This window comes from Actinoallomurus purpureus (assembly GCF_024055795.1).
Lineage (GTDB): Bacteria > Actinomycetota > Actinomycetes > Streptosporangiales > Streptosporangiaceae > Actinoallomurus > Actinoallomurus purpureus.
In genome coordinates this window covers 14,259-37,753 of sequence record NZ_JAMXMY010000029.1, presented here as the reverse complement: position 1 = coordinate 37,753, position 23,495 = coordinate 14,259, and the positions used below count along the sequence as shown (strand labels likewise).

Sequence of the window (23,495 nt, the reverse complement as noted above, 5' to 3'; positions counted from 1 at the left end):
AGCGATTTTCCGAAACTATTCCAGCACGCCGGGGGAAGCATGTCGCACACCCTTTACACGGCCTCCGATCCCGATTTTTACGACAGCCTGGAGAGAATGCCGGACGAGAACATGCGGTTCGCCGCCGCGAGCCGACCGGTGCCGGACGGCTGGAAACTGGAGCAGCTACGGGAGTGGGTCTACGTCCGGCCACTGGACGTTCGGCTACCCGACCAGGGATGGAAGATCCACGCCGGCGCACGCCTGGACGATGCCGTGGAGATGATCGACATCGTCTGGGATCACTGCGTGTCCCGGGGAATCGCCTTCAAATTCCTGCGCAGCCGCCCGATGGCGCTCATGTCGAATTTCAAGTACGCGCATCGCGGCTCCAGCGGGAAACTGATAACCATTTATCCGCGCGACGAGAACGAGCTGCGCACGACGCTGGAGGAGCTCGACGGGAAGCTCGCCGGATTCCCCGGACCGTACATCCTCAGCGATCTGCGTTGGCGGAACGGCCCGCTCCACGTGCGGTACGGCGGGTTCACCCTGCGGTACTGCGTCTCCGACAACGGGGAACTGCTGCCGGCCATCGAGGACCCGGCCGGGCGGCTGGTCCCCGACGAGCGGCAGCCGTCCTTCCGCGTGCCGTCCTGGGTTACCGTGCCGGACTTCATCGCGTCCCAGCAGTCGGCGGGTTCGGAGTCGGACGGGGAGTTCCCGTACCGCGTCGAGGAGGCCCTTCACTTCTCCAACGCCGGCGGCGTCTACCTGGCCGTGGACCCGCGTTCTGGGGAGCGGGTCGTCCTCAAGGAGGCCAGGCCGCACGCGGGCCTCGACCGCAACGGCGACGACGCGGTCGCCCGCATGGCGCGTGAGGAGCACGCCCTCCGGCTCCTGTCCGGCCACCCTTTCGTGCCGGCGCTCGTAGAGTCCGCGCGGTACTGGGAGCACCACTTCCTCGCCCTGGAGTACATCGAGGGCGAAACGTTCTTCCGCGCCGGCGGGCTCCGGGATCCGCTGATCCACCACAGCCCCGGCCGACGAGAGATCGCCGAATACACCGAATGGGTGCTGCACATCATCACCCAGGTGGAATCGGCGCTACGCGCCATGCACGCCGAGGGGATCGTCTACGGCGACCTGCACTCGTCGAACGTGATCGTCCGCCCCGATGACAGCATCGCGCTGGTCGACTTCGAATCGTCCGCACACATCACCGAGAACCACCGGCCAGGCTTGGTCGCAACGGGCTTCGCCGGGCCGGACACGCTCACCGGTTTCGACATCGACGAGTACGCGCTGGCGTGCCTTCGGCTCGCGGCGTTCCTGCCCCTCACCGCGATGACGCAGTGGGAGCCCCGCAAGGCGCTGGACCTGCTCGACGTCATAGTCGACCGGTTCCCCGTGCCCACCGACTTCGCCGCGACCGTCAGCCGCGGGCTCCACCTGAACGAGCCGTACGTCCCCAGGAGGCGGCACGCGACCATCCCCGACTGGGGCTCCCTTTTCGACTCGGCGGTGGCCGGGATCGTGTCCAGTGCGACGCCCGAGCGGAGAGACCGGCTGTTCCCGGGTGACATCGAACAGTTCCGTTCCGGCGGCACGAACCTCGCGTACGGCGCCGCCGGAGTGCTGTACGCACTCGCGACGATCGGGCGGGCCGACTACCCGGAGTTCGCCGAGCACGTGGACTGGGTGGTGCGCTCCTGCCGGGGCACTCCTCGCCCCCACGCGGGCTTCTACAACGGCCTGCACGGCATCGCCTTCGCCCTGGACCGGCTCGGTCGGCGGGACGAGTCTCTGGCCGTGTTCGAGCGGGCCCAGGACATGCTCGACACCGTACGGACGGTCGACCTGTTCGGCGGGCTGTCGGGAGTGGGCCTCAACATCCTGCACTTCGCCGGCCTGACCGGCGACCGGGTGCTGTTGGAGGAGCCTCTCGTGTACGCGGCGCGACTCGCCCGCGCCGTCGCCGAGGACGGATCGGACCTCGCGCCGCCCGAGCAACCCGGGCTGATGCACGGGTTCAGCGGCGTGGCGCTGTTCTTCGTACGCCTCTTCGAGACCACCGGAGACCCCGGGTATCTCGACGTCGCCGCCAAGGCGCTGCGACGCGACCTGGAGGGATGCAAGGAGGCCCTCGACGGCCTGTACGTGGATCAGCCGTCGCGCATCCTGCCGTACCTCGGGGACGGCAGCGGCGGGATCGGCATCGCGCTGCACGAGTACCTCCGCCATCGCCCGGACCCGGAGTTCACGCAGGCCCATGACCTGATCCGGGACACCTGCCGCGCCGAGTTCGTCGCGCTGCCCGGCCTGTTCTCGGGGCGTACCGGGCTCATGACCTGCGCGCGCCACCTCGGCGACGGCCACGACGCCGGGGTCGACCTGCACCTGCGACGCATGTTCTGGCACGTCGTCGAACACCGGGGCGCGGTCTTCTTCCCGGGAGAAGGCATGCTCCGGCTCTCCACAGACCTGGCGACGGGATCCGCAGGGATCCTGCTCGCCGTGCACGCGGCGGTCGAAGGGACGCCCGGCGGCCCACTGCCGTTCCTGACCGCCGGGCACCCGGCGACCGCCGTGATCCCGACCCTCGGAACCGGACGGAGGTGAACGACATGAAGGCGATCCTCGACCTGCAGGACCTGAAGACGGAGGCCCCCGCGCCGCCGCTCTCGAGCAACAAGAGCGTCATCTGCTGCATTCAGACCAACTGATCACACAGGCGGCGGTGCCGGCGTCATCAGCGCTCGGCACCGCCGCCCCGCCACGACGACCGCAGGCCCTCCGCTCATCGATCGGGAGAATGGCGTGAAAACCTCCGAGCCGCTGCGCGCCAACAACGAGTTCCGCAACCTCTGGGTCGCGCAGGCGCTGTCCAAACTGGGGTCGCAGGCGTCGTACCTCGCGTTGCCCCTCCTCGTGCTCTCCCTGACGCACTCCCCCGCCCAGGCGGGTCTGGTCGGCTTCGTCAAAGGAGCGGCGGAGGTCGCCTTCCTGCTCCCCGGCGGAACGTTCTCCGATCGGCACGACCGGCGCCGGACAATGCTCACCTGTGACGTCGTGCGGGCGGTCGGCATGGCGGCGCTGGCGTACTCCGTGGCCGTCCATCACGCGGTGCTGCCGCTCATCCTCGGGGTCGCGGCGCTCGACGGCGCCTGCACGAGCACCTTCGCCGGGGCGGTGAGCGGTGCCGTACGCCGCATCGTGCCCGAGGAGCAGTTCTCCTCCGCCGTCGCGCTGATCCAGGCCCGCAACGCCGCCGTCTACACGGCCGGTCCCGCCCTCGGCGGGCTGCTGTTCGAGCTGTCCCCGGTCGTCCCGTTCGTCGCCGACGCCGGGTCGTACCTGTTCTCGATGGCGGCCGTGCTGGCGATCCGCACGTCCATGACGGCGCGGCGGTCGCACGGCGACAAAGAGAACGGGTTCTGGAAGGACACCGCCGAAGGGCTCGGGTTCGTCATGCGCTCGGCGTACCTGCGCAACGTCGTGCTCAACGCCACGGCGAGCAACTTCACCTACGGTGGCATCGTCCTCGTCGCCGTGGCGGCGAGCTACGAGGGCGGGTCGTCCGGGCTGTCCGTCGGGACGATCGTCACGCTGTCCGGCCTCGGCTCCCTGGTCGGTTCGCTGTTCGCGCCACGGGCGATCGGGCGGCTCGGCACCCGGCAGATCGTTCTCGCGGTCGGGTGGGTCGACGCCGTTCTCACGCTGCTGATGGCGACCACCTCGCGGCCCCTCGTGCTGGGTGCGCTCCTCGCGGTGAGCGGTCTGCTCATCCCCGCGCTCAACGTCGTCTTCGGGAGCACGCTGCTGCGGATGACCCCCGACCACCTGCAGGGCCGGGTGCAGAACACCGTCGGCTTCACCGCCATGTCCCTGGCGCCGGTCGGCCCGATGCTCGCCGGAGCGCTGCTCGGCGGGCTCGGCGCGGCCGTGGCGTTCGTGGTCTTCGGGCTGTTCCTCTGCGCGATCGCAGGCGTCAACACAGCGAAACGGCACCTGTTCGACGCGCCCGCGACCGATTCCTCCGCAGGACCGCCCACGGCGGCAACCGTCGGTCAACCCACGGCCGCGGAGCCGCCTCCCGCTCCGGCCCGCTAAGGGATACTGCGTACGGGATACGCGCTACTGCATAGACCCCAGCTCAAGATACCGAGTGCGCCGAGCCCGTGATCAGCGGGATCTCCGCTCGAGGCGCAGGACCGCCCTGCCGTCGGCCACCGCGACCAGCGTGATCGCGAGGTCGTTCAGGTAGGAGGTCTGCCCGGAACCTCCCCACGCCACGCTGACGACCGTGCCGGGGCCCGTACCCGTCAGGGTGATGCCGTCCGCCGTGATCGCGGTGACCGTGATCGTGTCGATGCCCATCCCCGAGGGCGCGGGGATCCTGTCGTGCGGGGACACCTGGACCTCGCACCGTCCGTCCCGGCACGCTCTGAGGTCGGTACCGTCCGCCGCGGCGGGCAGCCGCACGGTAAGGGTCGGATGCGGAGACATCCGTGCCTCGGGATCGCGCGTCCGCCCGCCGTACGAAGAGTTCACCGAGGCGCGCGGCGTGGGTTCGCCGCCGCCCGGTCCGGAGGTCCGCGGCGTGGGTTCGGCGCCGCCCGGTGCAGGCGTCTGTGACGGGACCGTACGCGGCGTGACCACGCTCCCCCCGCAGCCGACGGCGACCAGCAGGGCGCCCACCACGAGCACCGCGCGACCGGTTCCGTCCAGCGACGTCACAGGTCGGTCCCTACCCCGAGTCGCGTGACGCCTACCCGGGGCCGTAGGCCGCCCGAACAGAACGCTCGGTGAACGCCTGCGTCGGTGGCCGGCGAACCGGCGCAAAGAGCCCGGTTTCGGAACCTGTCGATCACCTTTACCGAGTCTTCGGCACGCCCACCGCCGGTCGACAGGAGGAAGACCCCCTCCCCCGAGCCCGCAGTACGCGCACCCGGGGTCCGTCGGCGGTGGCGTGCCTCAGCGGGCGGGCAAGCCGAGGTGGCGGGCGATGAGCATCCGCTGGACCTCGGACGTGCCCTCGCCGACCTCCAGGATCTTGGCGTCCCGGTAGAAGCGGCCGACCGGGTACTCGTTCATGAAGCCGTAGCCGCCGAAGATCTGGGTGGCGTCGCGGGCGTTGTCCATGGCGGCGTTGGAGGCCACGAGCTTGGCGATGGCGGCCTCCTTCTTGAACGGCTCCCCCGCCAGCAGCCGGGCCGCCGCAGCGTAGTAGGCGAGCCGCGCCGTGTGCGCCCGCGTCTCCATGTCCGCGACCTTGAACTGGATGGCCTGGTACTCCCCGATCGCCCGGCCGAACGCCTCGCGCTCCCGCACGTACTTCAGGCACTCGTCGACGCAGCCCTGGGCGAGGCCGACCGACAGCGCGGCGATCGCGATGCGCCCCTCGTCGAGGATCCGCAGGAACTGGGCGTACCCCCGGCCGCGCTCCCCCACGAGGTTCCCCTCGGGTACGCGGACGTCGGTGAAGGACAGCTCACGGGTGTCGGAGGCGGACCAGCCGACCTTGGAGTACTTCTTCCCGACGGTGAAGCCGGGAGTGCCGGACGGCACGATGATGGTGGAGATCTCGCCGTCGCCCGTCAGCGCGGCGACCGTGACCGCGACGGTGACATCGGTGCCCGCGTTGGTGATGAAGGCCTTCGACCCGTTGATCACCCAGTGCCCGTCCTCGAGCCGCGCGGTGGTGCGCATGCCGCCGGGCACGTCGGTGCCGCCACCGGGCTCGGTCAGCCCGAAGGCGGCCAGCCGCTCCCCCGAGCACAGTCGCGGCAGCCACTCCCGCTTCTGCTCCTCCGTGCCGAACCGGAAGATCGGCATGGCACCGAGGGAGACGCCGGCCTCCAGAGTGATCGCCACCGAGGAGTCGACGCGGGCGAGCTCCTCCAGCGCGACGCACAGAGCGAAGTAGTCGCCGCCCATCCCGCCGAACTCCTCGGGGAAGGGCAGCCCGAACAGGCCCATCTTCCCCATCCGGGCGATGATGTCGTACGGGAACGCGCCCCGCTCGTAGTAGTCGCCGATGACCGGCGCCACCTCGTCACGGGCGAACGTCTCGACGGTACGGCGCAGCGCCTCGTATTCGTCGTCGAGCGTGAATCCGATCATTGGTCGCTCCCTTGTTCTCTGGTCAGGGCCTGGACGACGCGGGACGGGCTGGGGCGTCCGAGGCGTTCGGCCATCCAGCGGCTGGTCTCGGCGAGGCGGCGCACGTCGACGCCGGTCTCGATGCCCAGTCCGTCGAGCATCCACACGAGGTCCTCGGTGGCCAGGTTCCCCGTCGCGCTCTTGGCGTACGGACAGCCGCCGAGGCCGCCCGCCGAGGCGTCGACGGTCGTCACGCCGCAGCGCAGCGCGGCCAGGGTGTTGGCCAGCGCCTGCCCGTAGGTGTCGTGGAAGTGCACGGCGAGCCGGTCGGCGTCGACACCGGCGGCCGTCAGCTTCGGGATGAGGGCCATGACGTGCCCGGGTGTCGCGACGCCGATGGTGTCGCCCAGGGACAGCTCCGTGCAGCCGAGGGCCATCAGGCGGGTGGCGACCGAGACGACCTGCTCGATCGGCACGTCGCCCTCCCACGGGTCACCGAAGCACATCGACACGTACGCGCGCACGTCCAGGCCGGCGGCGCGAGCCCGCTCGACGACGGGCGCGAACATCGCGACCGACTCGTCGATCGTCCGGTTGAGGTTGCGACGGGCGAAGGTCTCGGTCGCGCTGCCGAAGATCGCGATCTCGGTGACGCCCGCCTCGAGGGCCCGGTCCAGACCGCGCTCGTTGGGCACCAGCACCGGATGGCGGACGCCCTCGGCACGCTCCAGCCCGCCGAGCAGTTCGGCGGCGTCGGCCAGCTGCGGCACCCATTTCGGGTGCACGAAGCTCGTCGCCTCGATCACCCGCAGCCCGGCCCCGGCGAGCCGGGTGATGAACTCCCGCTTCACCTCGACCGGGACGATCGCCGACTCGTTCTGCAGGCCGTCCCGCGCCCCGACCTCGTAGACGGTGACGCGGGAGGGCAGCCCCTCGATCGGCACGCGCATCAGTGATCTCCCTTCGGGGTGACGACGGCGAGGACCTCGTCGAGGGCGACCTGCGCGCCGGGCTGGACGGTCAGCCCGCTGACGACGCCGTCGACGGGCGCGGTGACGGTGTGCTCCATCTTCATCGCCTCGACGATCACGAGCGCCTGACCGGCCGCCACCTCGTCTCCGTCGGCCGCCTTGACGGCCGCGACGGTACCGGGCATCGGGCTGCGTACGGCACCGGCGGAGGCGGTGGTCTCGGTGGCGCGGGCGGCGAGCGGCTCGGTCTCCTTCAGCGACCAGACCCGGCCGTCGCGGCCGAGCCAGCAGACGTCCCCGTCGCGGGCGCAGGCGAAGCGGGTACGGCCCCCGATGTCGACCACGAGCAGGTCCGCGCCGTCGCGGCGGGCCGCGACCCGCATCGGTTTGCCGCCGTCGACCGACACCTCCGCGTCAAGGGCGCGGCCGCGGATCCGCACCTCGCGCCCGGCGATCCGCCAGGTGGTCCAGGCGGGCTCGCCGACACGCCAGCCGTCCCGGATGTCCCAGGGGCCGGGGTCGGGCACCTCCAGTGCGAGCACCCGCTCCAGCGCGGCGGCGGCGAGCACGTCGTGGGGGACCTCGGCGTCCGCCGGCTCGGCGGGACGGCGCTCGACGAGGCCCGTGTCGAGCCTCCCGGCGACCACGTCGGGGTCGGCCAGCAGGGACCGCAGGAACGCCACGTTGGTGCCGACGCCCAGCAGCGTGTACGAGGCCAGCGCCCGGTCGAGCCGGCGGAGCGCGGTCGCGCGGTCCGGCCCGCGGGCGATGACCTTGGCCAGCATCGGGTCGTACGAGCCGCCGACGACGGTCCCCTCGACCAGGCCCGAATCGACCCGCACGTCGGGGCCTTCCGGCTCGTCCAGCCGCAGCACCCGGCCGCCGGTCGGCAGGAAGCCCCGGGCGGGGTCCTCGGCGTACACCCGCGCCTCGACCGCGTGCCCGGCGAACGCGACGGCGTCCTGCCCGAACGGCAGCGGCTCCCCCGCCGCGACGCGCAGCTGCAGTTCGACCAGGTCGAGGCCCGGCCGCGCGTCGATCGTGACCGCGCCCTCGGTCACCGGGTGTTCGACCTGCAGGCGGGTGTTCATCTCCATGAAGAAGTACTCGTCGGGGCGGTCGGCGGAGACGATGTACTCCACCGTGCCCGCGCCGACGTAGCCCACGGACCGGGCGGCGGCGACGGCGCTCGCCCCCATCGCGGCGCGGATCGCCTCGCCCTCCGGGCCGGTGCCGAGCAGCGGCGACGGCGCCTCTTCGACGATCTTCTGGTGGCGGCGCTGCAGGCTGCACTCGCGCTCGCCGAGGTGGACGGCGTTCCCGTGCGCGTCGGCGAACACCTGGATCTCGATGTGCCGGGGGTTGTCGATGTACCGCTCGACGAGGAGCGTGTCGTCCCCGAACGCCCCGCGCGCCTCCCGCCGGGCCGCCGCGATCGCCTCCCGCAGTTCGCCCGGGTCCTGGACCCGGCGCATGCCCTTGCCTCCGCCGCCCGCCGACGGCTTGAGCAGGACCGTCGCGCCGGCGTTCAGCCCGATCTCCATCGCGGCGGCGGCCAGCCCGTCGTCGCTCAGCTCCGGCTCGTCTCGCCCCGGCACGACGGGGACACCGGCGGCGGCGACGGTGCGCTTGGCCCGGATCTTGTCCCCCATCGCGGCGATGGCGTCCGGCGGCGGGCCGACGAAGACGATCCCGTAGTCGGCGCACGCCTGGGCGAGCTCGGGATTCTCGGCCAGGAACCCGTAGCCGGGGTGCACCGCCTCGGCACCCGTCTCCAGGGCCGCCCCGACGACGTCCATGATGTCGAGGTAACTGTTCACCCGCAGGGCGGCGTCGGCCTCCCGCACGTGCCGGGCGTCGGCGTCCGCGTCGGTGTAGGTCACGATGGAGCGGATCTCGAGCCGGCGCAGCGTACGGATGATCCGGCAGGCGATCTCGCCACGGTTGGCGATCAGGACGGCGTTGAACATGGTCACATCCGGAAGATGCCGTAGCCGACGGGTTCGAGTGGTGCGTTCGCGCAGGTCGCCAGAGCGAGGCCGAGCACCCGGCGCGTGTCGAGGGGGTCGATCACGCCGTCGTCCCAGATCCGCGCCGTGGAGTAGTACGGGCTGCCCTGCCGCTCGTACTGTTCCCGGATCGGCTTCTTGAACTCCTCTTCCTCCTCGGCCGTCCACGCGTCGCCGAGCTGGTCGCGGCGTACGGTCGCCAGCACCGACGCGGCCTGCTCCCCGCCCATGACCGAGATCCGGGCGTTCGGCCACATCCACAGGAAGCGCGGCGAATAGGCGCGACCGCACATCGCGTAGTTCCCGGCGCCGAACGACCCACCGATGATCACGGTGAGCTTCGGTACCCGCGCGCACGCGACGGCCGTGACCATCTTGGCCCCGTGCTTGGCGATGCCGCCGGCCTCGTACTCACGGCCGACCATGAACCCGGTGATGTTCTGCAGGAACACCAGGGGGATCGAGCGCCGGTCGCACAGTTCGATGAAGTGCGCGCCCTTGAGCGCCGACTCGCTGAACAGGATGCCGTTGTTGGCGACGATCCCGACGGGCTGCCCGTGGATGTGGGCGAACCCGGTGACGAGCGTCGGCCCGTACCGCTCCTTGAACTCGTGGAACCGGCTGCCGTCCACGATCCGCGCGATCACCTCGCGCACGTCGTACGGCGTCCGGGGGTCGGGCGGGACGATGCCGCGCAGCTCTCCGGGGTCGGCGGCGGGCTCCTCGGGCCGTACGGTCGCCCACGGCGCGGGGCCCGGCGGCTCAAGCGTGGAGACGATCGACCGGACGATGCGCAGCGCGTGGGCGTCGTCGTCGGCGAGGTGGTCGACGACGCCGGAGACGCGCGAGTGCACGTCCCCGCCGCCCAGCTCCTCCGCGCTGACGACCTCGCCGGTAGCGGCCTTCACCAGCGGCGGGCCGCCGAGGAAGATCGTGCCCTGCTCCCGGACGATGACGGTCTCGTCGCTCATCGCCGGGACGTACGCGCCGCCGGCCGTGCAGGAGCCGAGCACGGCCGCGATCTGCGGGATGCCCCGCTCGGACATGGTCGCCTGGTTGAAGAAGATCCGGCCGAAGTGCTCCCGGTCGGGGAAGACCTCGTCCTGTTTGGGCAGGAACGCTCCCCCGGAGTCGACGAGGTAGACGCACGGCAGCCGGTTGTGCAACGCCACCTCCTGGGCGCGCAGGTGCTTCTTCACGGTGACCGGGTAGTACGTGCCGCCCTTGACGGTCGCGTCGTTAGCGACGATCACGCACTCCCGCCCGGACACCCGCCCGACACCCGTGATGATGCCCGCCGCCGGGGCCTCGTCGTCGTACATCCCGGTGGCCGCCAGCGGCGAAAGCTCCAGCAACGGCGAGCCCGGGTCGAGCAGGGAGTCCACCCGGTCGCGTGGGAGCAACTTCCCGCGCGCGACGTGCCGCTGACGGGCGCGCTCGGAGCCCCCCTGGGCCGCCTGAGCGAGGTGCTCGCGCAGCTCGGTGGCGAGCGCGAGGTTCTCCTCGGCGTTGCGCTGGAACGCCGCACCGCGTACGTCCGCGCGGGTCCCCAGCCGCGGAGCTTCCAAGACAGGCCTCCTGTTAACGCTCGTTAACAAGTCCGATGTTAATCAACGTTAACAGGTATCGTCTAGACTCGTGGCATGGCAGAGGTGACCGCTCCCCCGACCCGCCGGCTGGAGATCCTCTCCGCGGCGGCGGAGCTGTTCGCCCGGCGCGGCTACCACGGCGTGTCCATCGGCGACCTCGGCCGCGCCGTCGGCCTCACCGGCCCCGCGCTCTACCGCCATTTCCGGGGCAAGGAGGCCCTGCTCGCCGAGATGCTGCTCGACATCAGCGACCGCCTCCTCACCGAGGGCGAACGACGCGCCGAGGCCGCCGACAGCCCGGCCCTGGCCCTGGACGCGCTGCTGCGCTGGCACATCGACTTCGCCCTCGACAACCCGGCGCTGATCACGGTGCACGTACGGGAGCTGAGCAACGTCCCGCAGCCGCAGCGCCGCGAGATCCGCCGCCTGCAGCGCGCCTACGCCGAGGAGTGGGTGCGGGTGCTGCGCCTCATCCACCCGGAGTCGACCGACGACCGCGCCCGCTCCGCCACCCATGCGGTCTTCGGCCTGCTCAACTCCACGCCGCACAGCACCGGCGACCTCGACCGCGACACCATGACGGAACTCCTGCACGCCATGGCCTCCGAGGCGTTCGCCGGCGCGTTCCGGTCGTAGCCGGGAGTCAATTTTCAACTATCCAGATTGACTTACTAGGGAATCTTGCGCCATGCTCGGCGCATGCACTCCGAGGTTCCCCGTTGGCTGAACCTGCACGTCGATCTCCGACGGCAGGCCAGCGCGCTGTGTACCACCCCCGTACCCGCGTGAGCCGAACAGCCTCAGAGTGAACAGGAGCAGCAGTACATGGCCGCGAGCACATCCGCGCCGACTCGAGTCCGCCTGGCCGAAACCGCCCGGCGGCTGGCGACCGCCCCCGACGAGTGGATCCACCGCGTACGCCTGAGCACCGAAGGTCGCTGGTACGAGCGCCTCCACCAGGACGACGATCACGAGATCTGGCTGCTCAGCTGGCTGCCGGGCCAGTCGACCGGCTTCCACGACCACGGTGGTTCCCGGGGCGCCTTCGCCGTCGCCCTCGGAAGCCTGCGCGAACACGACCTGACCACCGAGCGCGACCTCGCCCCCGGCGACTTCCGCGAGTTCGGGCCGGACTACATCCATTCGGTCACCAACGCCTCGACCGCCCCTGCGGTCAGCGTTCACGTGTACTCACCACGGCTCACCGTGATGAACCGCTACGACCTCACCGACGCCGGCCTGATCAAGCTGGCCGAAGAGCGCTCGGACGACTGGTGACGCGCACGGCGTCCGCGGCTGCTCAGTGACCCACGCGGGGGCGTGCGCTTGGGCGCCCCCGCATGTACTCAGCCGCTCTCCAGGGACAGCGCCCACTCCGCCACCCACGCGGCGCCCCGCACAGCACCGGCGACCTCAGCCGCGACACCATGGCCGGACTCCTCCACGCCATGGCCTACGCCGCCCCCACCGGCGCCTTCCGTTCCTGAGCGGACCTACTGCCCCCTCTTCTCCACAACGGCGACCTCAACGCACTGTTCAGCATTGGACCCACTGCGCGACGACTTTCTCCAGGTCAGGCTTCCCACTCTTTGGCCACCCTCTCGATCAACGTCAGTGAGTCCTTCGGAGACAAGGCAAGTTCGCGAATATCCTCCCAGATCCGACCGATCTCCGCGACCTGCTCCGGTTTCTCAATGACCTGCCCTCTGAGGGCGGTGTCCAAGTTCGCAATCTCGACTCCGTCCAGCTTTGCGATCATGAACGGGCCACCTGCGTAGCAATTGGTGCCCGCAGGCACTATCTTCACGACGATGTTCGACCACTGCGCCAGGTCACGAACATGCGCCAACTGGTCGAACATGACCTTCTTGTCGCCGACCATTCGGCGAAGCACATATTCGTCGATGACGAAAATACACATCGGCGGATTCTCGTCGTTGAGTATTGCCTGTCGGCTCATTCTGCGACGTACGAGTTCATCGATGTCGATCGACAAGTGCCGGTTGAACTGAATAACCGCGCGAGCATAGTCCGGCGTTTGGAGCAGGCCAGGGATGACCGCCAGATCATAGTTCTGGATCATGTTCGCGTGAGCCTCCGCGGACAGCCACCTGTCAGTCCACACCGCAGGAATCTCGCGAGTCACCCACTTCTCGAAGTAGCGGCCGAGGTAACCGTTGGTGCCGAGCGCCTCGTCGCAGCGGTTGACGTCGTCGAGGTGGGGGGTGCGGCGGCCGTTCATCCACTGGCTCACGGTGGAAGGCGCGACGTGGAGTCTTTCTGCGAGCTGCTTGCCGGTCAGGGCCGCCGCCTCGCAGGCGTAGGCCAGCTCTCTGCCCCACACGTCGAGCGCTGTCTCTCGTTTCGGTGCCATCGGGGGGTTCACATCCTCGCGTGAATGGCCGTCGGGACTTCACTCGCAGGCGACGGGGGGTTAACGCTTCACAGCCTAAGCCCTTGTCGCCACGCTGTGTAGCAGGAATCTCACGGTAGGAGAATAACCATGAGGCCGCACACGAGCGAAGAGATAAGCGCATTCGCCAAGTGGCTCACCCAGGCGTGCCAGGAGGCCGGGCTTCGCGCGGAGCAGTACGGGTCAAAGGTCCGAATTATCGCGAGCTGCCACTTTCTCACCGAGGAAGTCGAGTGCCGTCCCGACGATGCCGGAGCCCTCCGATGGTGGTGGTCGTGGGGCAAGCCAATCGCCGACCGGCACGACTCCGCGCGCATTCTCACCCCGGACGAGGTCGACGACCTGGTGGAGGCCATCGTCCAGGTCGTCGCCATACCGCTGAAGCGATGGCCGTGACCGAGCCGCGGGAAGTGACGGACCCCGTCGCCCAGGCGACCTTGGCGTCAGTCCGGGCCTTCAACGCCGCTATCGACAGGCTCGGGCTGCCGGCCATGACGGCGGCGTGCGAGCTTACCCAGCTCGACCGCCTTGTACGTAAGTATCCGGAGGCCGCCCGTAAAAGTCTCCAGCTCTACGAGCACGAGAAGCGTTCCCGGCCCGAGGGGCGACCGCCTCCAGGGTGAAACGGCGGACGGCCGTACAGAGAGCTCGGCGAACGCGCGGACCAAACGCCGATTGGTCCCGCAACGGAGGGGGTCGGCACCTCCGCCGAGCGCCCTTTGCCGAGACTTCCGTCCGCGCCGAGCGATGTTCGATCCGCCCCGTAGTCGCCGAAGCGCTCCACCTGGTCGAGCTCGCGCCCGGTCGACGGTCGTACCGGCACAGGACTCTTGGGAAGGGACAAAAAGGCGGAATCACCGCACATGGCATAATATACATGCGCCAGGCCACTGAACCGGATGAACGTCACCTCCGATGAGGCTCTCCCCCATTCCGCCTTTAAGGCCGCCAAATGCCCCAAACGACTACGCGGCGTCGATGGCCACTGTCCGAAATGGCTCAATAAGACTATTCGGGCTAAGATCCCGCGAATGTCATGGAGTGCCGCTCAATCTATAAGATTCGTTCGAGCGCATGGTTGGGCAGTGCTTGCCGGCGCGGCCTTCGTACTGTCCGTAGCCGCGTACTGGTATCTCATCGTTTCCCACACCGGGAGCTGGTCCCACACCGACGAATGGGTCTACCGGGCGGCCGGGGCACTGACCCGCCGGCATCCGGCCAGCCTCTACGACGTCCGGCTCAGCGCGCCCGGCCAGCAGCAACTGCCGTTCACCTATCCACCCTTCGCCGCGTCGATATTCGCGATTCTCAGCCCGTTCTCCTTTGGTGCCTGGCAACTCGCGCTGGTCATGCTCGACATGGCACTGCTGCCGATCATCGGCTACCTGTGCCTGCGCCACGGCGACATGAGCGGGTCGCGTCGCGTCGCCTCCGCCCTGGCACTGGCCTCGGTCGCACTCTGGCTCGAGCCCGTCTACATGACGATGTTCTTCGGGCAGATCAACCTGATCCTCCTCGCGCTCGTCGTCGCGGACCTCGCCCTCCCTGACTCCAACCGTTTCAAGGGCGTCGGGATCGGGATCGCCGCCGGCATCAAACTGACACCGTTGATCTTCGTGCCCTATCTGTTCGCGTCCCGACGGATGCGGGCGGCGGGGGTCGCTCTGCTGAGCTTCGCGACCACCATCGTGATGGGCTTCGTCACCTTGCCCGCCGCCTCCACGGCCTACTGGGGAGGCCGCTTCATCACTCCGGGTGATGGCCCCGGACGGCTGGTCGACCAGTCTCTCAATGGCACGTTCCAACGCCTGCTGCACGGGCACGGCTTTCTGCTACCCATGAGCATCATCGCCGCGATGGTCGTTACGGGATGTGTCGGCCTTTCGGTCGCGACGATCGCCAGTCGCCGGAACATGGAACTCCTCGGTCTGGTGATGTGCGGGGTCACCGGACTGCTGCTGTCACCGATCTCGTGGAGTCACCATTGGGTCTGGGTCATCCCAGGACTGGCGCTGATGCTGTGCGGGGGACGCGCCACGGCAGGGAGACGCGCCCTGGGAACGGCTGTGCTTCTAGGCCTGTTCATCATGTGGCCGACGCCCCGCACCAGCAACGGCATCACCCGCTGGTTGCCTGGCGGCTGGCTGCGCCTCGTCCCGCACGACGGTCGCAAGGAGTACTCCTGGCACGGCGCCGACCTGGTGTTCGGCAACTATTACGTACTGACCGGCCTTTTCGCCATCGCACTGTGCGCGGCCTGGCTGTCGACCATCAGAACTCCCGGCCCGATATCCCCCGCTGACCCCAGCGTCGAGTCTTCGAAGTTCCTCGAGCTGCGTTGACTCAGTTCTGCTCGGCGAGATCGGCCAGTGCGCGGCCTGGCCGCATATCGCGATATCACGCCGGAACCGCACGAATGAGGACCAGCGACCCGTCCAGGCACGGCCGCCGGCGCAGGAGAACGCATGAGCTGGGCCGAGGCCAAGATCGCCCGCTTCGAACGCTTCCGCGCGCGCCTCCTGAACGGCCGCACCGAGGAGGAGCACCTCGCGCAGGCCGACCGCGTCGGCCCGTATCTGACCCTGCTACGCGGCCTGGCGTTCGAACGCGAGAACGTCCGCTGGATCCGCCAGGCCTGGGACATCCTCGATCAACGCACCAGCATCCCCGCGGAGTAGCCATGCCCTACCAGCGCTATGTCGCAGTCGGCGACAGCCAGACCGAGGGACTGAACGACGGCACCGAAAAGACCGGCTACCGAGGCTGGGCCGACCGCCTGGCCGAGGTCCTCGCCACTCACCACCCGGATTTCCGGTACGCCAACCTCGCCGTCCGAGGCCGCCTGGCTGCTCAGATCAGAGCCGAACAAACCGAGGCCGCCCTCGCTCTGAACCCCGACCTGATCACCGTCATGGCGGGCATGAACGACCTGGTCCGCCCCGGCTTCAACCCCACCGCCGTGGCAGCCGACCTGGAGGCCATGCTGAAGGCGTTCACGGCCTCCGGCGCGACCGTGGCCACCTTCACCTTTCCCGACGTCGCCAAAATCGCGCCCCTGGTGCGCCACCTGCGCCCAAGGGTTCTCGATTTCAACGACCGCATTCGCGCCATGGCCAACCGCAACGACGCCATTCTGGTCGACACGTTCCACCACCCGGTCACCACAGATCCCCGCCTGTGGAGCGATGACCGCATCCACGCGACCCCACTCGGTCACGCCCGCATCGCCGCGGCCGCCGCCCACGCACTGAAGCTCCCCGGCGCCGACCCGAGTTGGGCCGATCCCCTCCCACCGCTTCCACCCGATACGAGATGGCGACGCGCATCAACCGAGCTCATCTGGGTCGGCACCTTCCTGGGCCCCTGGCTCCTCCGCCGCCTCCAAGGCCGCTCCTCCGGCGACGGCCGCACCGCCAAGCGCCCTCAGTTGCAGCCCGTCAACAGCGCGAACAGGTGTTGAGAATCGAACGACCTTGTCGTACCCGGCTTCTACAGTGGTGCGCGTGAACCGTACCGATCGCCTCTACGCACTGGTCGAGGAGCTGCGGGCCGTCGCGCCTCGTCCGCGTAGTGCGCGCTGGCTGGCCGGTCGTTTCGAGGTCAGCGTGCGCACGGTCGAACGGGACATCAGCGCGTTGCAGCAGTCGGGGGTGCCGATCTATGCCGAGACCGGCCGCACGGGCGGCTACTGCCTCGACAAGGCGCGCACGCTGCCGCCGGTCAACCTGACGCCGGACGAGGCCGTCGCGATGGCGGTGGCGCTGGAACGACTGGAGGGCACGCCGTTCCGGGCGCCCGCGGCCACGGCGCTGCGCAAGCTGGTCACGGCGATGCAGAGTGACGACGCCGCCGCGGCCCGCGACCTGGCCGGCCGCGTCCACCTCCTCGGCGACGGGGTCATTGTGCCGCCGGTGCCGCGCATGGTGGCCGACGCGCTGTCCACCCGCCGCGTCCTGCGCATCGGCTATCGCGACCGCGAAGGTGCCGTCACAATGCGCGAGATCGAGCCGCTCGGCTACGTGGGCAAGACGACCCACTGGTACCTGGTGGCCTGGTGCCGGCGGCGCGACGCCCTGCGCGTCTTCCGCACCGACCGGATCACCTCGGTCTCGGTCACCGCCGAGGTGCCCCCGCCACGCTCGCTGCGCGGTGAGGATCTCGACATCCCGCACGGGATTCTTCATCAACTCACCTTGAGCTGACAGCCGGATCCCCGGCCGCCTGGGCCCGCCCCGCCGAGGGGCCGGCCCGGCGGCACGACGGTTCAGGGCCGGGCGGACGGCGGCGTGAAGACCGAGAAGTGGTTACCGGCCGGGTCGAGCAGGTGCGCGAAGGTCACGCCGACCGAGTTGACGTGCGGCGCACGCTGGACCTTGCCACCCGCCTCTTCGGCCCGCCGGCACGCGGCCTCGACGTCCTCGACCAGCACGGCGAAGACCGCATAGTTCGGCATCTCCCCCTTCGTCGCGAAGAGTCCGCCACGCAGTCCCTCCGCGTCGCCCGTACTGACGATCTGGTACGCCGGGTCCGTACTCGCCGTGTCATCATGCGCGACCGTCCAGCCGAACACGTCGCCGTAGAACCGCTCCGCGGCCGCCGGGTCGTCGGTGCCGATCTCGAACCAGCCGATGCCGTTGAATCCAGGCATGTCATCCCTCTCGTGTCGTGCCAGGCGCGTCCCGGCTCGTCACACTCTCGAGGTCGGTGGCGACAACCCCCTGTCGGTGTTTCCACGAGCGCTGTGGGCCGTCATCGCTGCGCCTCTCGTCGGCCTGCGCCCATGCCTGATGCACCGGTGTACCGGTGTGCCGCATTCGTGTCTCCAGCCCCGGTCGTTCCTCGGTCGCCGCAGGGCCGCACTGGAGAGATACGAGTAGGCGTTATGCGTCAGTGCGAGTGGCCGTGGTCGTGGCCTGGCGGACGTCGGGCCAGGGTTCGGGCACGCGCGGTCACCTCGTCGGCGGACACGGCGCCCTGTCCGACGAGGACGTCCTCCAGTGCGGCCAGCCAGAGCCGGTAATAGTTCCAGGGCTCGTCCTGCGCAGGTGCGGTCTCCCAGGCCGCGATCCGGGCGATCAGCGCGGCCTGGAATCGCCGCCAGGTGAACGCGCCCGACTCGTACAGGGTGACGGCCATGCCGAAGGCGCGGCTCTCCCACGGCTCGGCGAACACCAGCTCACCGTTGGAGCGGGGCGGTGCGGCCGGGCCCTCGATGTTCAGCGGGGCGGTCATGGCGCCTTGACCTTGGCCACGCCGACCATCGCCTCCCGGGTCACCAGGGGCACGAGCTGTTCTTCGGACAGATGCTCGGTGCCGGCCGGGCGTTCGGGCAGCACCAGCCAGCGCACCTCACTGGTGGAGTCGCGAACGATTATCCGCACGCCATCGGGGAGTTCGAGTCCCATCTCGGACAGCACCGTTCGCGGCTCCTTGACCATGCGCGCGCGGTAGGCCGGGTCCTTGTACCAGCTCGGCGGCAGGCCGAGCACCGGCCAGGGATAGCACGAGCAGAGCGTGCAGACCACCACGTTGTGAGTGGTCGCGGTGTTCTCCACGACGACGATGTGCTCGCCTTGACGTCCCATGAAGCCCAGTTCCTTGATGGCGGCGGTGCCGTCGTCGAGCAGCCGTCGCCGGTACTCCGGGTCGGTCCACGCTCGTGCGACGACCTTGGCGCCGTTGAGCGGGCCCACGTTGGTCTCGTATTCGGTGATGAGCCCGTCCATCACCTTCGGGTCGATCAGGCCCCGCTCGGTGAGCAGTTGCTCGAGCGCCTCGGTACGCAGGGCGGCGGGAAGGCGTTCGCCGGATCCGCTGGCGGTCATGAGACTTTCTCCAGATAGGTCTCGAAGAGTTCCGCGGTGACCGCGAAGGGTTCGGCGTCGGCGCCCCACAGCTCCCGGGAGTCGAACCGCACCGAGTAGACGTGCTGCGGGTTCTCGCCCTGGAAGTGCGCGTTGGTGTCCGGCAGCACTGCGGCCGGCTGGATGAGCTCGACGACTCCGGTGTGTCCCCGCGCGTAGCCCGGCAGTCTGGTGTGCCCGGGCGGCGACATGTCCCTGGCGCGCACACGTTCGCCGATCGCGAAGGCCGGCGCGGTGTCCACGGCGCGCAGCGAGCCCCCGGCGGTCGGCGCGTAGCGGGGTCTGGCCGGTTCGGGGACCGGTGGTTCATCCACGTGTTCGCCGCGCAGGTTGCGGGCGCGGGCGTCGATCGCAGCCGGTGCCAGGATGGCGCTGTCGGTGAGCATCAGCTCCGCGGCGTTGAGCCAGCGGCCGAAGTAGCCGTCGTCCAGGTAGCCGGCCCGGTCCAGGCGCTCTTGCGCGTGCCGGAATGCGTCCGCGTTTCGCCCGGACACCCCGATGGAGAGCATCGTCAGCGCGAACGCCCGGCCCTGCCAGGGCTTCTCGAAGACCGGTTCATCACCCCTCGGCGGATGAGCGGGGCCCCATCCCTCGGTGCCCCCCATATCGGCGATCCGATCCATGGATTCACACTTTCACGCAGCCGCAAAAACGAACGTAAAGCGGGAGCTCGGCAGGAGATCGACCGATGGTTGCCAGTGACCTCGTTCTCATCGCCGGTGTCGGTGACGTGGGCCGTACGGGCAGCTGGCCGGCCTGGTCGGCATGTCACAGATGACGGTGTCGCAGATGACCACGACCCGCACCACGGAGTCGAACCAGCAGCGGCTGTACTGGCTGGCGGAGCAGGTGCTCAACTGGTCGGGCCTGCCGATGATTCACATCCGGCAGGCCCGACGTCGTTCCTGGACAATCCGCTGTTCACCGCGCTGGCGGCGCGGTCGATCCGGGAGAACGGCACCATCGCGCTGCCGTTCGGTACCAGGCGCACGTCGCCGATCGCCGCGAAGGACGTCGCCCGCGTGGTCGCCACCGTAGTCCGCGACCCGGCTCCGCACGTCGGGCACGTCTACGAGCTGACCGGGCCACGCACGGTCGACATGACGGAGATGGCCGAGGAGTTCTCACGGCACCTGGGCATTTCACGGCGACCTGTCTTCTATCCCGCGTCGGTCGGGGGTACCGGTCCGGACTGCGTGGGGCGGTCCCTACGGTGATCGACGTCGATCTTCGGCAGCAGCAGAACGAATCCTGCGAGCGCCGCCGCGCAGACCACGCCCCCGAAGAAGAGCGACGGCCGTCCGGGGGTCCCGTAGCAGAACACCCCCCAGGGGAACATCACGACGATGACGGCGAAGGGCAGCCGACGGTTGAGTCGCATACAGAGCACGGAAACGAGGAGCAGGAATCCGAGGGCGCCCGGCATAAGGGCTCCGATGGCGTCGATCGTGTCGTTGCCCCAGTACCAAAGAGGTCCGTATTCAAGCGAGATACCGGACAGGATCCCGGTCATGACGAGGGTGCAGACGGTCAGGGCTCTGCGATCCAGCGGTGAGCGCCCCAGCGGATCGATGGGGGCGGCCAGCACGATCATCCCGAACAGCACCAGGGACCCGAGCACGTACAGGCGTGGCCGGTCCATGTGGGTCAGGTGGGCGAGCGGAACGAGCGCGACCGACGCGGCCATGGCGATTCCCGTCAGTCGCCGAGCGGCGGCGCCCCTACCGAAGACGGCTGCCAGGAACACCAGGATCCAGATGAGGTAGGGAATCGCTCCCAGCGTGGCGAACGGGCCGAAACCGTGGGCGGGTTGCGAATTGCCGGCCCGTCTCTTGGTCCATTCCGCGAAGGCGGTGAACACCAGGGACAGCGCGACGGCCGACCCCGCGGCCAGAGGCGCCGCGACGGCGGCTACGGCACCGACCGCGGAGGTGGCCGTCAGCCTCGTGCGCTCGCGGAGGGCATGGACCGTAAGGTCGGCCAACTCCCGTGTCGCGCCGACGCGCCCCTGCGAGGCGAGGGACTCACGGGCCGTGCTGACCGTCTCGGCTTCGTGCGCGGTGCGGTACGCCGCGGGGTAGAGACGGATGATCAGCCGGAAGAGGCGATCTGACGTCACGCCGTGACCCCCCTCAACCGCAGGCGACGGTTCGCCTCCTGAACCGTGGCCCGCAGCCGGGCCGTCTCCCCGACCAGCGCGTCGACACCGTCCTTCGTCAGCGCGTAATAGCGCCGATGCCGCCCGTCCACGACCTCCTCGCCGGTGACCTGGACCCAGCCTTGCTGCTGCAGACGCGCCAGCGCCGCATACAGCGTCCCCGTCCGGAGCCGGACCCTCCCTGAAGAGATGGTGTCGACCTCCTTGATCAGCGCGTACCCGTGCCGAGGCTCATCGGCCAGGGCGGTCAGCAGAAGCAGCGTCGGCTCCTGCATCATCTTCGATGCCATGAGGCGAGCATAGGTTGATCATCGACATATGTCGACCGGCTAGAGCCGCATGCCTCTTCGCGCCAGGATTCGACGATCACCAGCCCCGGTCCGCGCGCACGCTCAGGATCATTCCGCTGGAGTTCTCAGCGGGAGTCGGCTCACGTCCGGTTCGACACGACCTCCAGGAGGATCTTCAGCAGGTCCTGGGGGACGTCGCGCATGAGGTTGTGGCCGCCGGCCAGGGCGTGCGTCGTCCAGGCGGGGTCCTCTCGCAGCCGTTCGTAGGCGGGCGTGAACGGGGACGGGCCGTCCCATCCCGCCGCGTACCCGTAGACCCTGCGCCGGATGTGCGCGAGGTCGCCCGTCATCCGGAGCGGCTGCAGCAGTGAGGCGATCGGGTGTGGCGTGGCGCGCGGGTCGAAGAACGGCAGCGGCCGTACGCCGTAGCCGGTCTCCACCACGTCCGCGTACCAGCGCCGCTCCTGGTCCGTGACCAGCGTCCAGCAGGAGTCGCCGTCCTCCGGCACCATGGCGTCCAGGTACACGAGGGAGTCGACGCGGTCGGGTGCGCGGTCGGCGGCGCCGGTGATCACCATTCCCCCGTAACTGTGGCCGACCAGCACCGCGTCCCGGATGTTCTCGGCCGCCAGCACACCGGTCACGTCCTGGATGTGGGTGTCGAGATTGACCGCGCCGTGCAGCAGATGGCCGCGCTCACTGAGCCCGGTCAGCGTCAGCGGGTGGACGGCGTGTCCCTGGGCGCGGAGCCCGGTGGTGAGCTGCTCGAAACACCAGCCACCGTGGCACATGCCGGGGATGAGCACGAAGTTCGCCATCGTCCTGCTTCCTATCCTTGTCGATTCGCATCGCGTGGGGCGCGGCCGGGGAGATCACCGGCCGCATGGGCGCTCTCTTCGTCGGGCGAGCCGGTGTCGTACGGGGCGACGCGTCGCGGCGGGCGGCGTCGCACACGGCCTCCGGCGGCGGCTGTCACGGCCGCCGCGATGCAAAGGATCGCGGTCCACGCCAGAGTGGCCTCGGTGGAGGTGCGGTCGGCGACCACGCCGGCGATCCAGGGTCCGGCGGTCTGTCCGGCGGCGAACACCGTGGTGAAGGCCGCGAGGGTGGCGGTCCAGTCCGCGGGCGGGACGTGACGCTTGATGAGGGCGGTGACGGCGGCGGGAACCCCCATGAACGTCGCGCCGTAGACCAGCGCGGACGCCATGATGACCGGTGGCGCGGGTGCGACCAGCGCCAGCGCCGCGCGACCGCCCAGGACCGCGAGCAGGGTCGCCAGGGCGCGGGTGCCTGGCCACTGGCCGGTCGGGCGGCTCCACAGCGCGGGCGCCACGACGACCGCCAGGCCCAGCGTCGTCCAGGTGAGCACCACCTGCCCCAGCGAGGCGTGCCGGTCGGCGAGGTAGGCGGACAGGAACGTGATGTAGGTGATGTATCCCGCGGCGAACAGCAGGTAGGCCAGGGCGGGCCCCCACAGGGCGCCCACGCGGGCCCGGCCGGACGTCGCGGCCCGCGCGTCATCCTCCGTGGCCGTCGCGGTCCAGCTCGCCGCCGTCGCCAGCGCGGCGGCGACCGCCAGGCCGCTCCAGGCCACGCGCCAATGCTCACCCAGCGCCGGGATGGTGGCGCCGCTGAGGACGATGCCCAGGCCCGTGCCGGCGAAGTACACGGTGATGGGCGTGCCGGAGCCGGCCCGGACGGCGATACGCGAGGCGATCACCCCGCCGGCGATGAACACGACCGCCCCTGTCGCACCGGCCGCGACCCGCGCGGCCAGCAGCGTGACGTAGTCGTCGCCGGCGGCGGTGGCGCCCAGCGACACGGCCGTGAGGGCCATACCCGTCCGGAAGACGGCGGCGGTGCCCCAGCGGCGGACGAGCACGGCGGTCACCAGCGCGCCGAGGAGATACCCCAGCCCATTGGCGGTGCCCATCCCCCCGGCCTCGGCCAGGCTCCAGCGCAGATCCTCACGCATGGCCGGTAGCAGCAGCCCGTACGCGAAGCGCGCCAATCCCAGCGCCGAGGCGGTGCCCAGAGCCAGCCGCGCCGCCTGCCATATCGGTGACCGCGCCGGTGGACTCATCGGTCCTGCCCCGGTGCGGCCCACCGGCTCCGGC

At 69.8% G+C, this 23,495-nt stretch carries 25 protein-coding genes; 10 read left to right on the top strand and 15 right to left on the bottom strand.

Annotation, left to right across the window (positions count from 1 at the left end; translation table 11 throughout):
- Nucleotides 1-39 precede the first annotated feature (39 nt).
- Nucleotides 40-2,601, top strand: coding sequence for a class III lanthionine synthetase LanKC (lanKC, locus tag NE236_RS37990; protein ID WP_289851407.1), 2,562 nt, complete (start codon nucleotides 40-42; stop codon nucleotides 2,599-2,601).
- Between the two features lie 198 nt (nucleotides 2,602-2,799).
- Entirely contained in the window at nucleotides 2,800-4,092 is a 1,293-nt protein-coding gene (locus NE236_RS37985) for an MFS transporter (RefSeq protein WP_252847124.1), read from the top strand.
- Nucleotides 4,093-4,164: 72 nt separating this feature from the next.
- Here the strand turns inward: NE236_RS37985 and NE236_RS37980 are convergent, their stop codons facing one another.
- The 5 genes from NE236_RS37980 to NE236_RS37960 all read right to left on the bottom strand — a co-directional run bounded on the left by NE236_RS37980 (nucleotide 4,165) and on the right by NE236_RS37960 (nucleotide 10,632).
- Nucleotides 4,165-4,719: a hypothetical protein gene (locus NE236_RS37980; protein ID WP_252847123.1), complete on the bottom strand. Its 555-nt coding sequence runs from the start codon at nucleotides 4,717-4,719 to the stop codon at nucleotides 4,165-4,167.
- A gap of 237 nt (nucleotides 4,720-4,956) precedes the next feature.
- Nucleotides 4,957-6,105, bottom strand: a complete 1,149-nt coding sequence (locus NE236_RS37975) for an acyl-CoA dehydrogenase family protein (RefSeq protein WP_252847122.1) — start codon at nucleotides 6,103-6,105, stop codon at nucleotides 4,957-4,959.
- The gene (locus tag NE236_RS37970) at nucleotides 6,102-7,034 is read right to left on the bottom strand and encodes a hydroxymethylglutaryl-CoA lyase (RefSeq protein ID WP_252847121.1); all 933 of its coding nucleotides are present in this window, start codon (nucleotides 7,032-7,034) and stop codon (nucleotides 6,102-6,104) included. The genes NE236_RS37975 and NE236_RS37970 overlap by 4 nt, the downstream gene beginning before the upstream one ends.
- On the bottom strand, nucleotides 7,034-9,025 hold the full coding sequence (locus NE236_RS37965; protein WP_252847189.1) for an ATP-binding protein: 1,992 nt from the start codon (nucleotides 9,023-9,025) through the stop codon (nucleotides 7,034-7,036). Before NE236_RS37965 ends, NE236_RS37970 begins: the two co-directional genes overlap by 1 nt.
- Nucleotides 9,026-9,027: 2 nt before the next feature.
- Entirely contained in the window at nucleotides 9,028-10,632 is a 1,605-nt protein-coding gene (locus tag NE236_RS37960) for a carboxyl transferase domain-containing protein (RefSeq protein ID WP_372494502.1), read from the bottom strand.
- Between the two features lie 75 nt (nucleotides 10,633-10,707).
- Here NE236_RS37960 and NE236_RS37955 point away from each other — a divergent pair, with 75 nt between their 5' ends.
- Nucleotides 10,708-11,289, top strand: coding sequence for an SACE_7040 family transcriptional regulator (locus NE236_RS37955; RefSeq protein WP_252847120.1), 582 nt, complete (start codon nucleotides 10,708-10,710; stop codon nucleotides 11,287-11,289).
- A 189-nt stretch (nucleotides 11,290-11,478) separates the two neighbouring features.
- Entirely contained in the window at nucleotides 11,479-11,931 is a 453-nt protein-coding gene (locus tag NE236_RS37950) for a cysteine dioxygenase (RefSeq protein ID WP_252847119.1), read from the top strand.
- Nucleotides 11,932-12,146: 215 nt separating this feature from the next.
- On the opposite strand, the gene NE236_RS45380 is transcribed toward NE236_RS37950, so the two are convergent.
- Complete coding sequence (locus tag NE236_RS45380; RefSeq protein WP_372494501.1) at nucleotides 12,147-12,239, bottom strand: DUF397 domain-containing protein; 93 nt, start codon at nucleotides 12,237-12,239, stop codon at nucleotides 12,147-12,149.
- Nucleotides 12,227-13,027: a helix-turn-helix domain-containing protein gene (locus NE236_RS37945; RefSeq protein ID WP_252847118.1), complete on the bottom strand. Its 801-nt coding sequence runs from the start codon at nucleotides 13,025-13,027 to the stop codon at nucleotides 12,227-12,229. The genes NE236_RS45380 and NE236_RS37945 overlap by 13 nt, the downstream gene beginning before the upstream one ends.
- A gap of 129 nt (nucleotides 13,028-13,156) precedes the next feature.
- Here NE236_RS37945 and NE236_RS37940 point away from each other — a divergent pair, with 129 nt between their 5' ends.
- The 5 genes from NE236_RS37940 to NE236_RS37920 all read left to right on the top strand — a co-directional run bounded on the left by NE236_RS37940 (nucleotide 13,157) and on the right by NE236_RS37920 (nucleotide 17,268).
- A complete protein-coding gene (locus NE236_RS37940) occupies nucleotides 13,157-13,462 on the top strand; it encodes a hypothetical protein (RefSeq protein ID WP_252847117.1) in 306 nt (101 codons plus the stop codon).
- 689 nt (nucleotides 13,463-14,151) lie between these two features.
- Nucleotides 14,152-15,408 (top strand): glycosyltransferase 87 family protein, encoded by a 1,257-nt coding sequence (locus NE236_RS37935; protein ID WP_252847116.1) that lies wholly within the window; start codon nucleotides 14,152-14,154, stop codon nucleotides 15,406-15,408.
- A gap of 123 nt (nucleotides 15,409-15,531) precedes the next feature.
- A complete protein-coding gene (locus tag NE236_RS37930) occupies nucleotides 15,532-15,744 on the top strand; it encodes a hypothetical protein (protein ID WP_252847115.1) in 213 nt (70 codons plus the stop codon).
- 2 nt (nucleotides 15,745-15,746) lie between these two features.
- Nucleotides 15,747-16,526, top strand: coding sequence for an SGNH/GDSL hydrolase family protein (locus NE236_RS37925; RefSeq protein WP_252847114.1), 780 nt, complete (start codon nucleotides 15,747-15,749; stop codon nucleotides 16,524-16,526).
- A gap of 34 nt (nucleotides 16,527-16,560) precedes the next feature.
- Nucleotides 16,561-17,268, top strand: coding sequence for a helix-turn-helix transcriptional regulator (locus NE236_RS37920; protein WP_252847113.1), 708 nt, complete (start codon nucleotides 16,561-16,563; stop codon nucleotides 17,266-17,268).
- A 62-nt stretch (nucleotides 17,269-17,330) separates the two neighbouring features.
- Here the strand turns inward: NE236_RS37920 and NE236_RS37915 are convergent, their stop codons facing one another.
- The 4 genes from NE236_RS37915 to nthB all read right to left on the bottom strand — a co-directional run bounded on the left by NE236_RS37915 (nucleotide 17,331) and on the right by nthB (nucleotide 19,553).
- The gene (locus NE236_RS37915) at nucleotides 17,331-17,714 is read right to left on the bottom strand and encodes a VOC family protein (protein WP_252847112.1); all 384 of its coding nucleotides are present in this window, start codon (nucleotides 17,712-17,714) and stop codon (nucleotides 17,331-17,333) included.
- Nucleotides 17,715-17,953: 239 nt separating this feature from the next.
- Complete coding sequence (locus NE236_RS37910) at nucleotides 17,954-18,298, bottom strand: nitrile hydratase accessory protein (protein WP_252847111.1); 345 nt, start codon at nucleotides 18,296-18,298, stop codon at nucleotides 17,954-17,956.
- Nucleotides 18,295-18,891 (bottom strand): nitrile hydratase subunit alpha, encoded by a 597-nt coding sequence (gene nthA, locus NE236_RS37905; protein WP_252847110.1) that lies wholly within the window; start codon nucleotides 18,889-18,891, stop codon nucleotides 18,295-18,297. The genes NE236_RS37910 and nthA overlap by 4 nt, the downstream gene beginning before the upstream one ends.
- A complete protein-coding gene (nthB, locus tag NE236_RS37900) occupies nucleotides 18,888-19,553 on the bottom strand; it encodes a nitrile hydratase subunit beta (RefSeq protein ID WP_252847109.1) in 666 nt (221 codons plus the stop codon). The genes nthA and nthB overlap by 4 nt, the downstream gene beginning before the upstream one ends.
- A 75-nt stretch (nucleotides 19,554-19,628) precedes the next feature.
- On the opposite strand from nthB, the gene NE236_RS37895 reads away from it, so the two are divergent.
- The gene (locus NE236_RS37895) at nucleotides 19,629-20,147 is read left to right on the top strand and encodes a Rossmann-fold NAD(P)-binding domain-containing protein (RefSeq protein WP_252847108.1); all 519 of its coding nucleotides are present in this window, start codon (nucleotides 19,629-19,631) and stop codon (nucleotides 20,145-20,147) included.
- Here the strand turns inward: NE236_RS37895 and NE236_RS37890 are convergent.
- The 4 genes from NE236_RS37890 to NE236_RS37875 form a co-directional block, all read right to left on the bottom strand.
- Nucleotides 20,090-21,049, bottom strand: coding sequence for a hypothetical protein (locus NE236_RS37890; protein ID WP_252847107.1), 960 nt, complete (start codon nucleotides 21,047-21,049; stop codon nucleotides 20,090-20,092). The genes NE236_RS37895 and NE236_RS37890 overlap by 58 nt on opposite strands.
- Nucleotides 21,046-21,378 carry a PadR family transcriptional regulator gene (locus NE236_RS37885; RefSeq protein WP_252847106.1) on the bottom strand — a complete coding sequence of 111 codons (333 nt, stop codon included), beginning with the start codon at nucleotides 21,376-21,378 and terminating at the stop codon, nucleotides 21,046-21,048. The genes NE236_RS37890 and NE236_RS37885 overlap by 4 nt, the downstream gene beginning before the upstream one ends.
- Before the next feature lie 140 nt (nucleotides 21,379-21,518).
- On the bottom strand, nucleotides 21,519-22,196 hold the full coding sequence (locus tag NE236_RS37880; RefSeq protein WP_252847105.1) for an alpha/beta fold hydrolase: 678 nt from the start codon (nucleotides 22,194-22,196) through the stop codon (nucleotides 21,519-21,521).
- Between the two features lie 11 nt (nucleotides 22,197-22,207).
- Nucleotides 22,208-23,461, bottom strand: coding sequence for a YbfB/YjiJ family MFS transporter (locus NE236_RS37875; RefSeq protein WP_252847104.1), 1,254 nt, complete (start codon nucleotides 23,459-23,461; stop codon nucleotides 22,208-22,210).
- Nucleotides 23,462-23,495 lie beyond the last annotated feature (34 nt).

Excerpts from the sequence above, each read along its gene's own strand:
- NE236_RS37945 (WP_252847118.1), bottom strand. The coding sequence starts at position 13,027 with ATGGCACCGAAACGAGAGACAGCGCTCGACGTGTGGGGCAGAGAGCTG.
- NE236_RS37885 (WP_252847106.1), bottom strand. The coding sequence starts at position 21,378 with ATGGCATCGAAGATGATGCAGGAGCCGACGCTGCTTCTGCTGACCGCC.
- lanKC (WP_289851407.1), top strand. The coding sequence starts at position 40 with ATGTCGCACACCCTTTACACGGCCTCCGATCCCGATTTTTACGACAGC.
- NE236_RS37930 (WP_252847115.1), top strand. The coding sequence starts at position 15,532 with ATGAGCTGGGCCGAGGCCAAGATCGCCCGCTTCGAACGCTTCCGCGCG.
- NE236_RS37910 (WP_252847111.1), bottom strand. The coding sequence starts at position 18,298 with ATGACCGCCCCGCTGAACATCGAGGGCCCGGCCGCACCGCCCCGCTCC.
- NE236_RS37925 (WP_252847114.1), top strand. The coding sequence starts at position 15,747 with ATGCCCTACCAGCGCTATGTCGCAGTCGGCGACAGCCAGACCGAGGGA.
- NE236_RS37950 (WP_252847119.1), top strand. The coding sequence starts at position 11,479 with ATGGCCGCGAGCACATCCGCGCCGACTCGAGTCCGCCTGGCCGAAACC.
- NE236_RS37975 (WP_252847122.1), bottom strand. The coding sequence starts at position 6,105 with ATGATCGGATTCACGCTCGACGACGAATACGAGGCGCTGCGCCGTACC.
- nthB (WP_252847109.1), bottom strand. The coding sequence starts at position 19,553 with ATGGATCGGATCGCCGATATGGGGGGCACCGAGGGATGGGGCCCCGCT.
- NE236_RS37880 (WP_252847105.1), bottom strand. The coding sequence starts at position 22,196 with ATGGCGAACTTCGTGCTCATCCCCGGCATGTGCCACGGTGGCTGGTGT.
- NE236_RS37970 (WP_252847121.1), bottom strand. The coding sequence starts at position 7,034 with ATGCGCGTGCCGATCGAGGGGCTGCCCTCCCGCGTCACCGTCTACGAG.
- NE236_RS37915 (WP_252847112.1), bottom strand. The coding sequence starts at position 17,714 with ATGCCTGGATTCAACGGCATCGGCTGGTTCGAGATCGGCACCGACGAC.
- NE236_RS37955 (WP_252847120.1), top strand. The coding sequence starts at position 10,708 with ATGGCAGAGGTGACCGCTCCCCCGACCCGCCGGCTGGAGATCCTCTCC.
- NE236_RS37940 (WP_252847117.1), top strand. The coding sequence starts at position 13,157 with ATGAGGCCGCACACGAGCGAAGAGATAAGCGCATTCGCCAAGTGGCTC.
- NE236_RS37965 (WP_252847189.1), bottom strand. The coding sequence starts at position 9,025 with ATGTTCAACGCCGTCCTGATCGCCAACCGTGGCGAGATCGCCTGCCGG.
- NE236_RS37875 (WP_252847104.1), bottom strand. The coding sequence starts at position 23,461 with ATGAGTCCACCGGCGCGGTCACCGATATGGCAGGCGGCGCGGCTGGCT.
- nthA (WP_252847110.1), bottom strand. The coding sequence starts at position 18,891 with ATGACCGCCAGCGGATCCGGCGAACGCCTTCCCGCCGCCCTGCGTACC.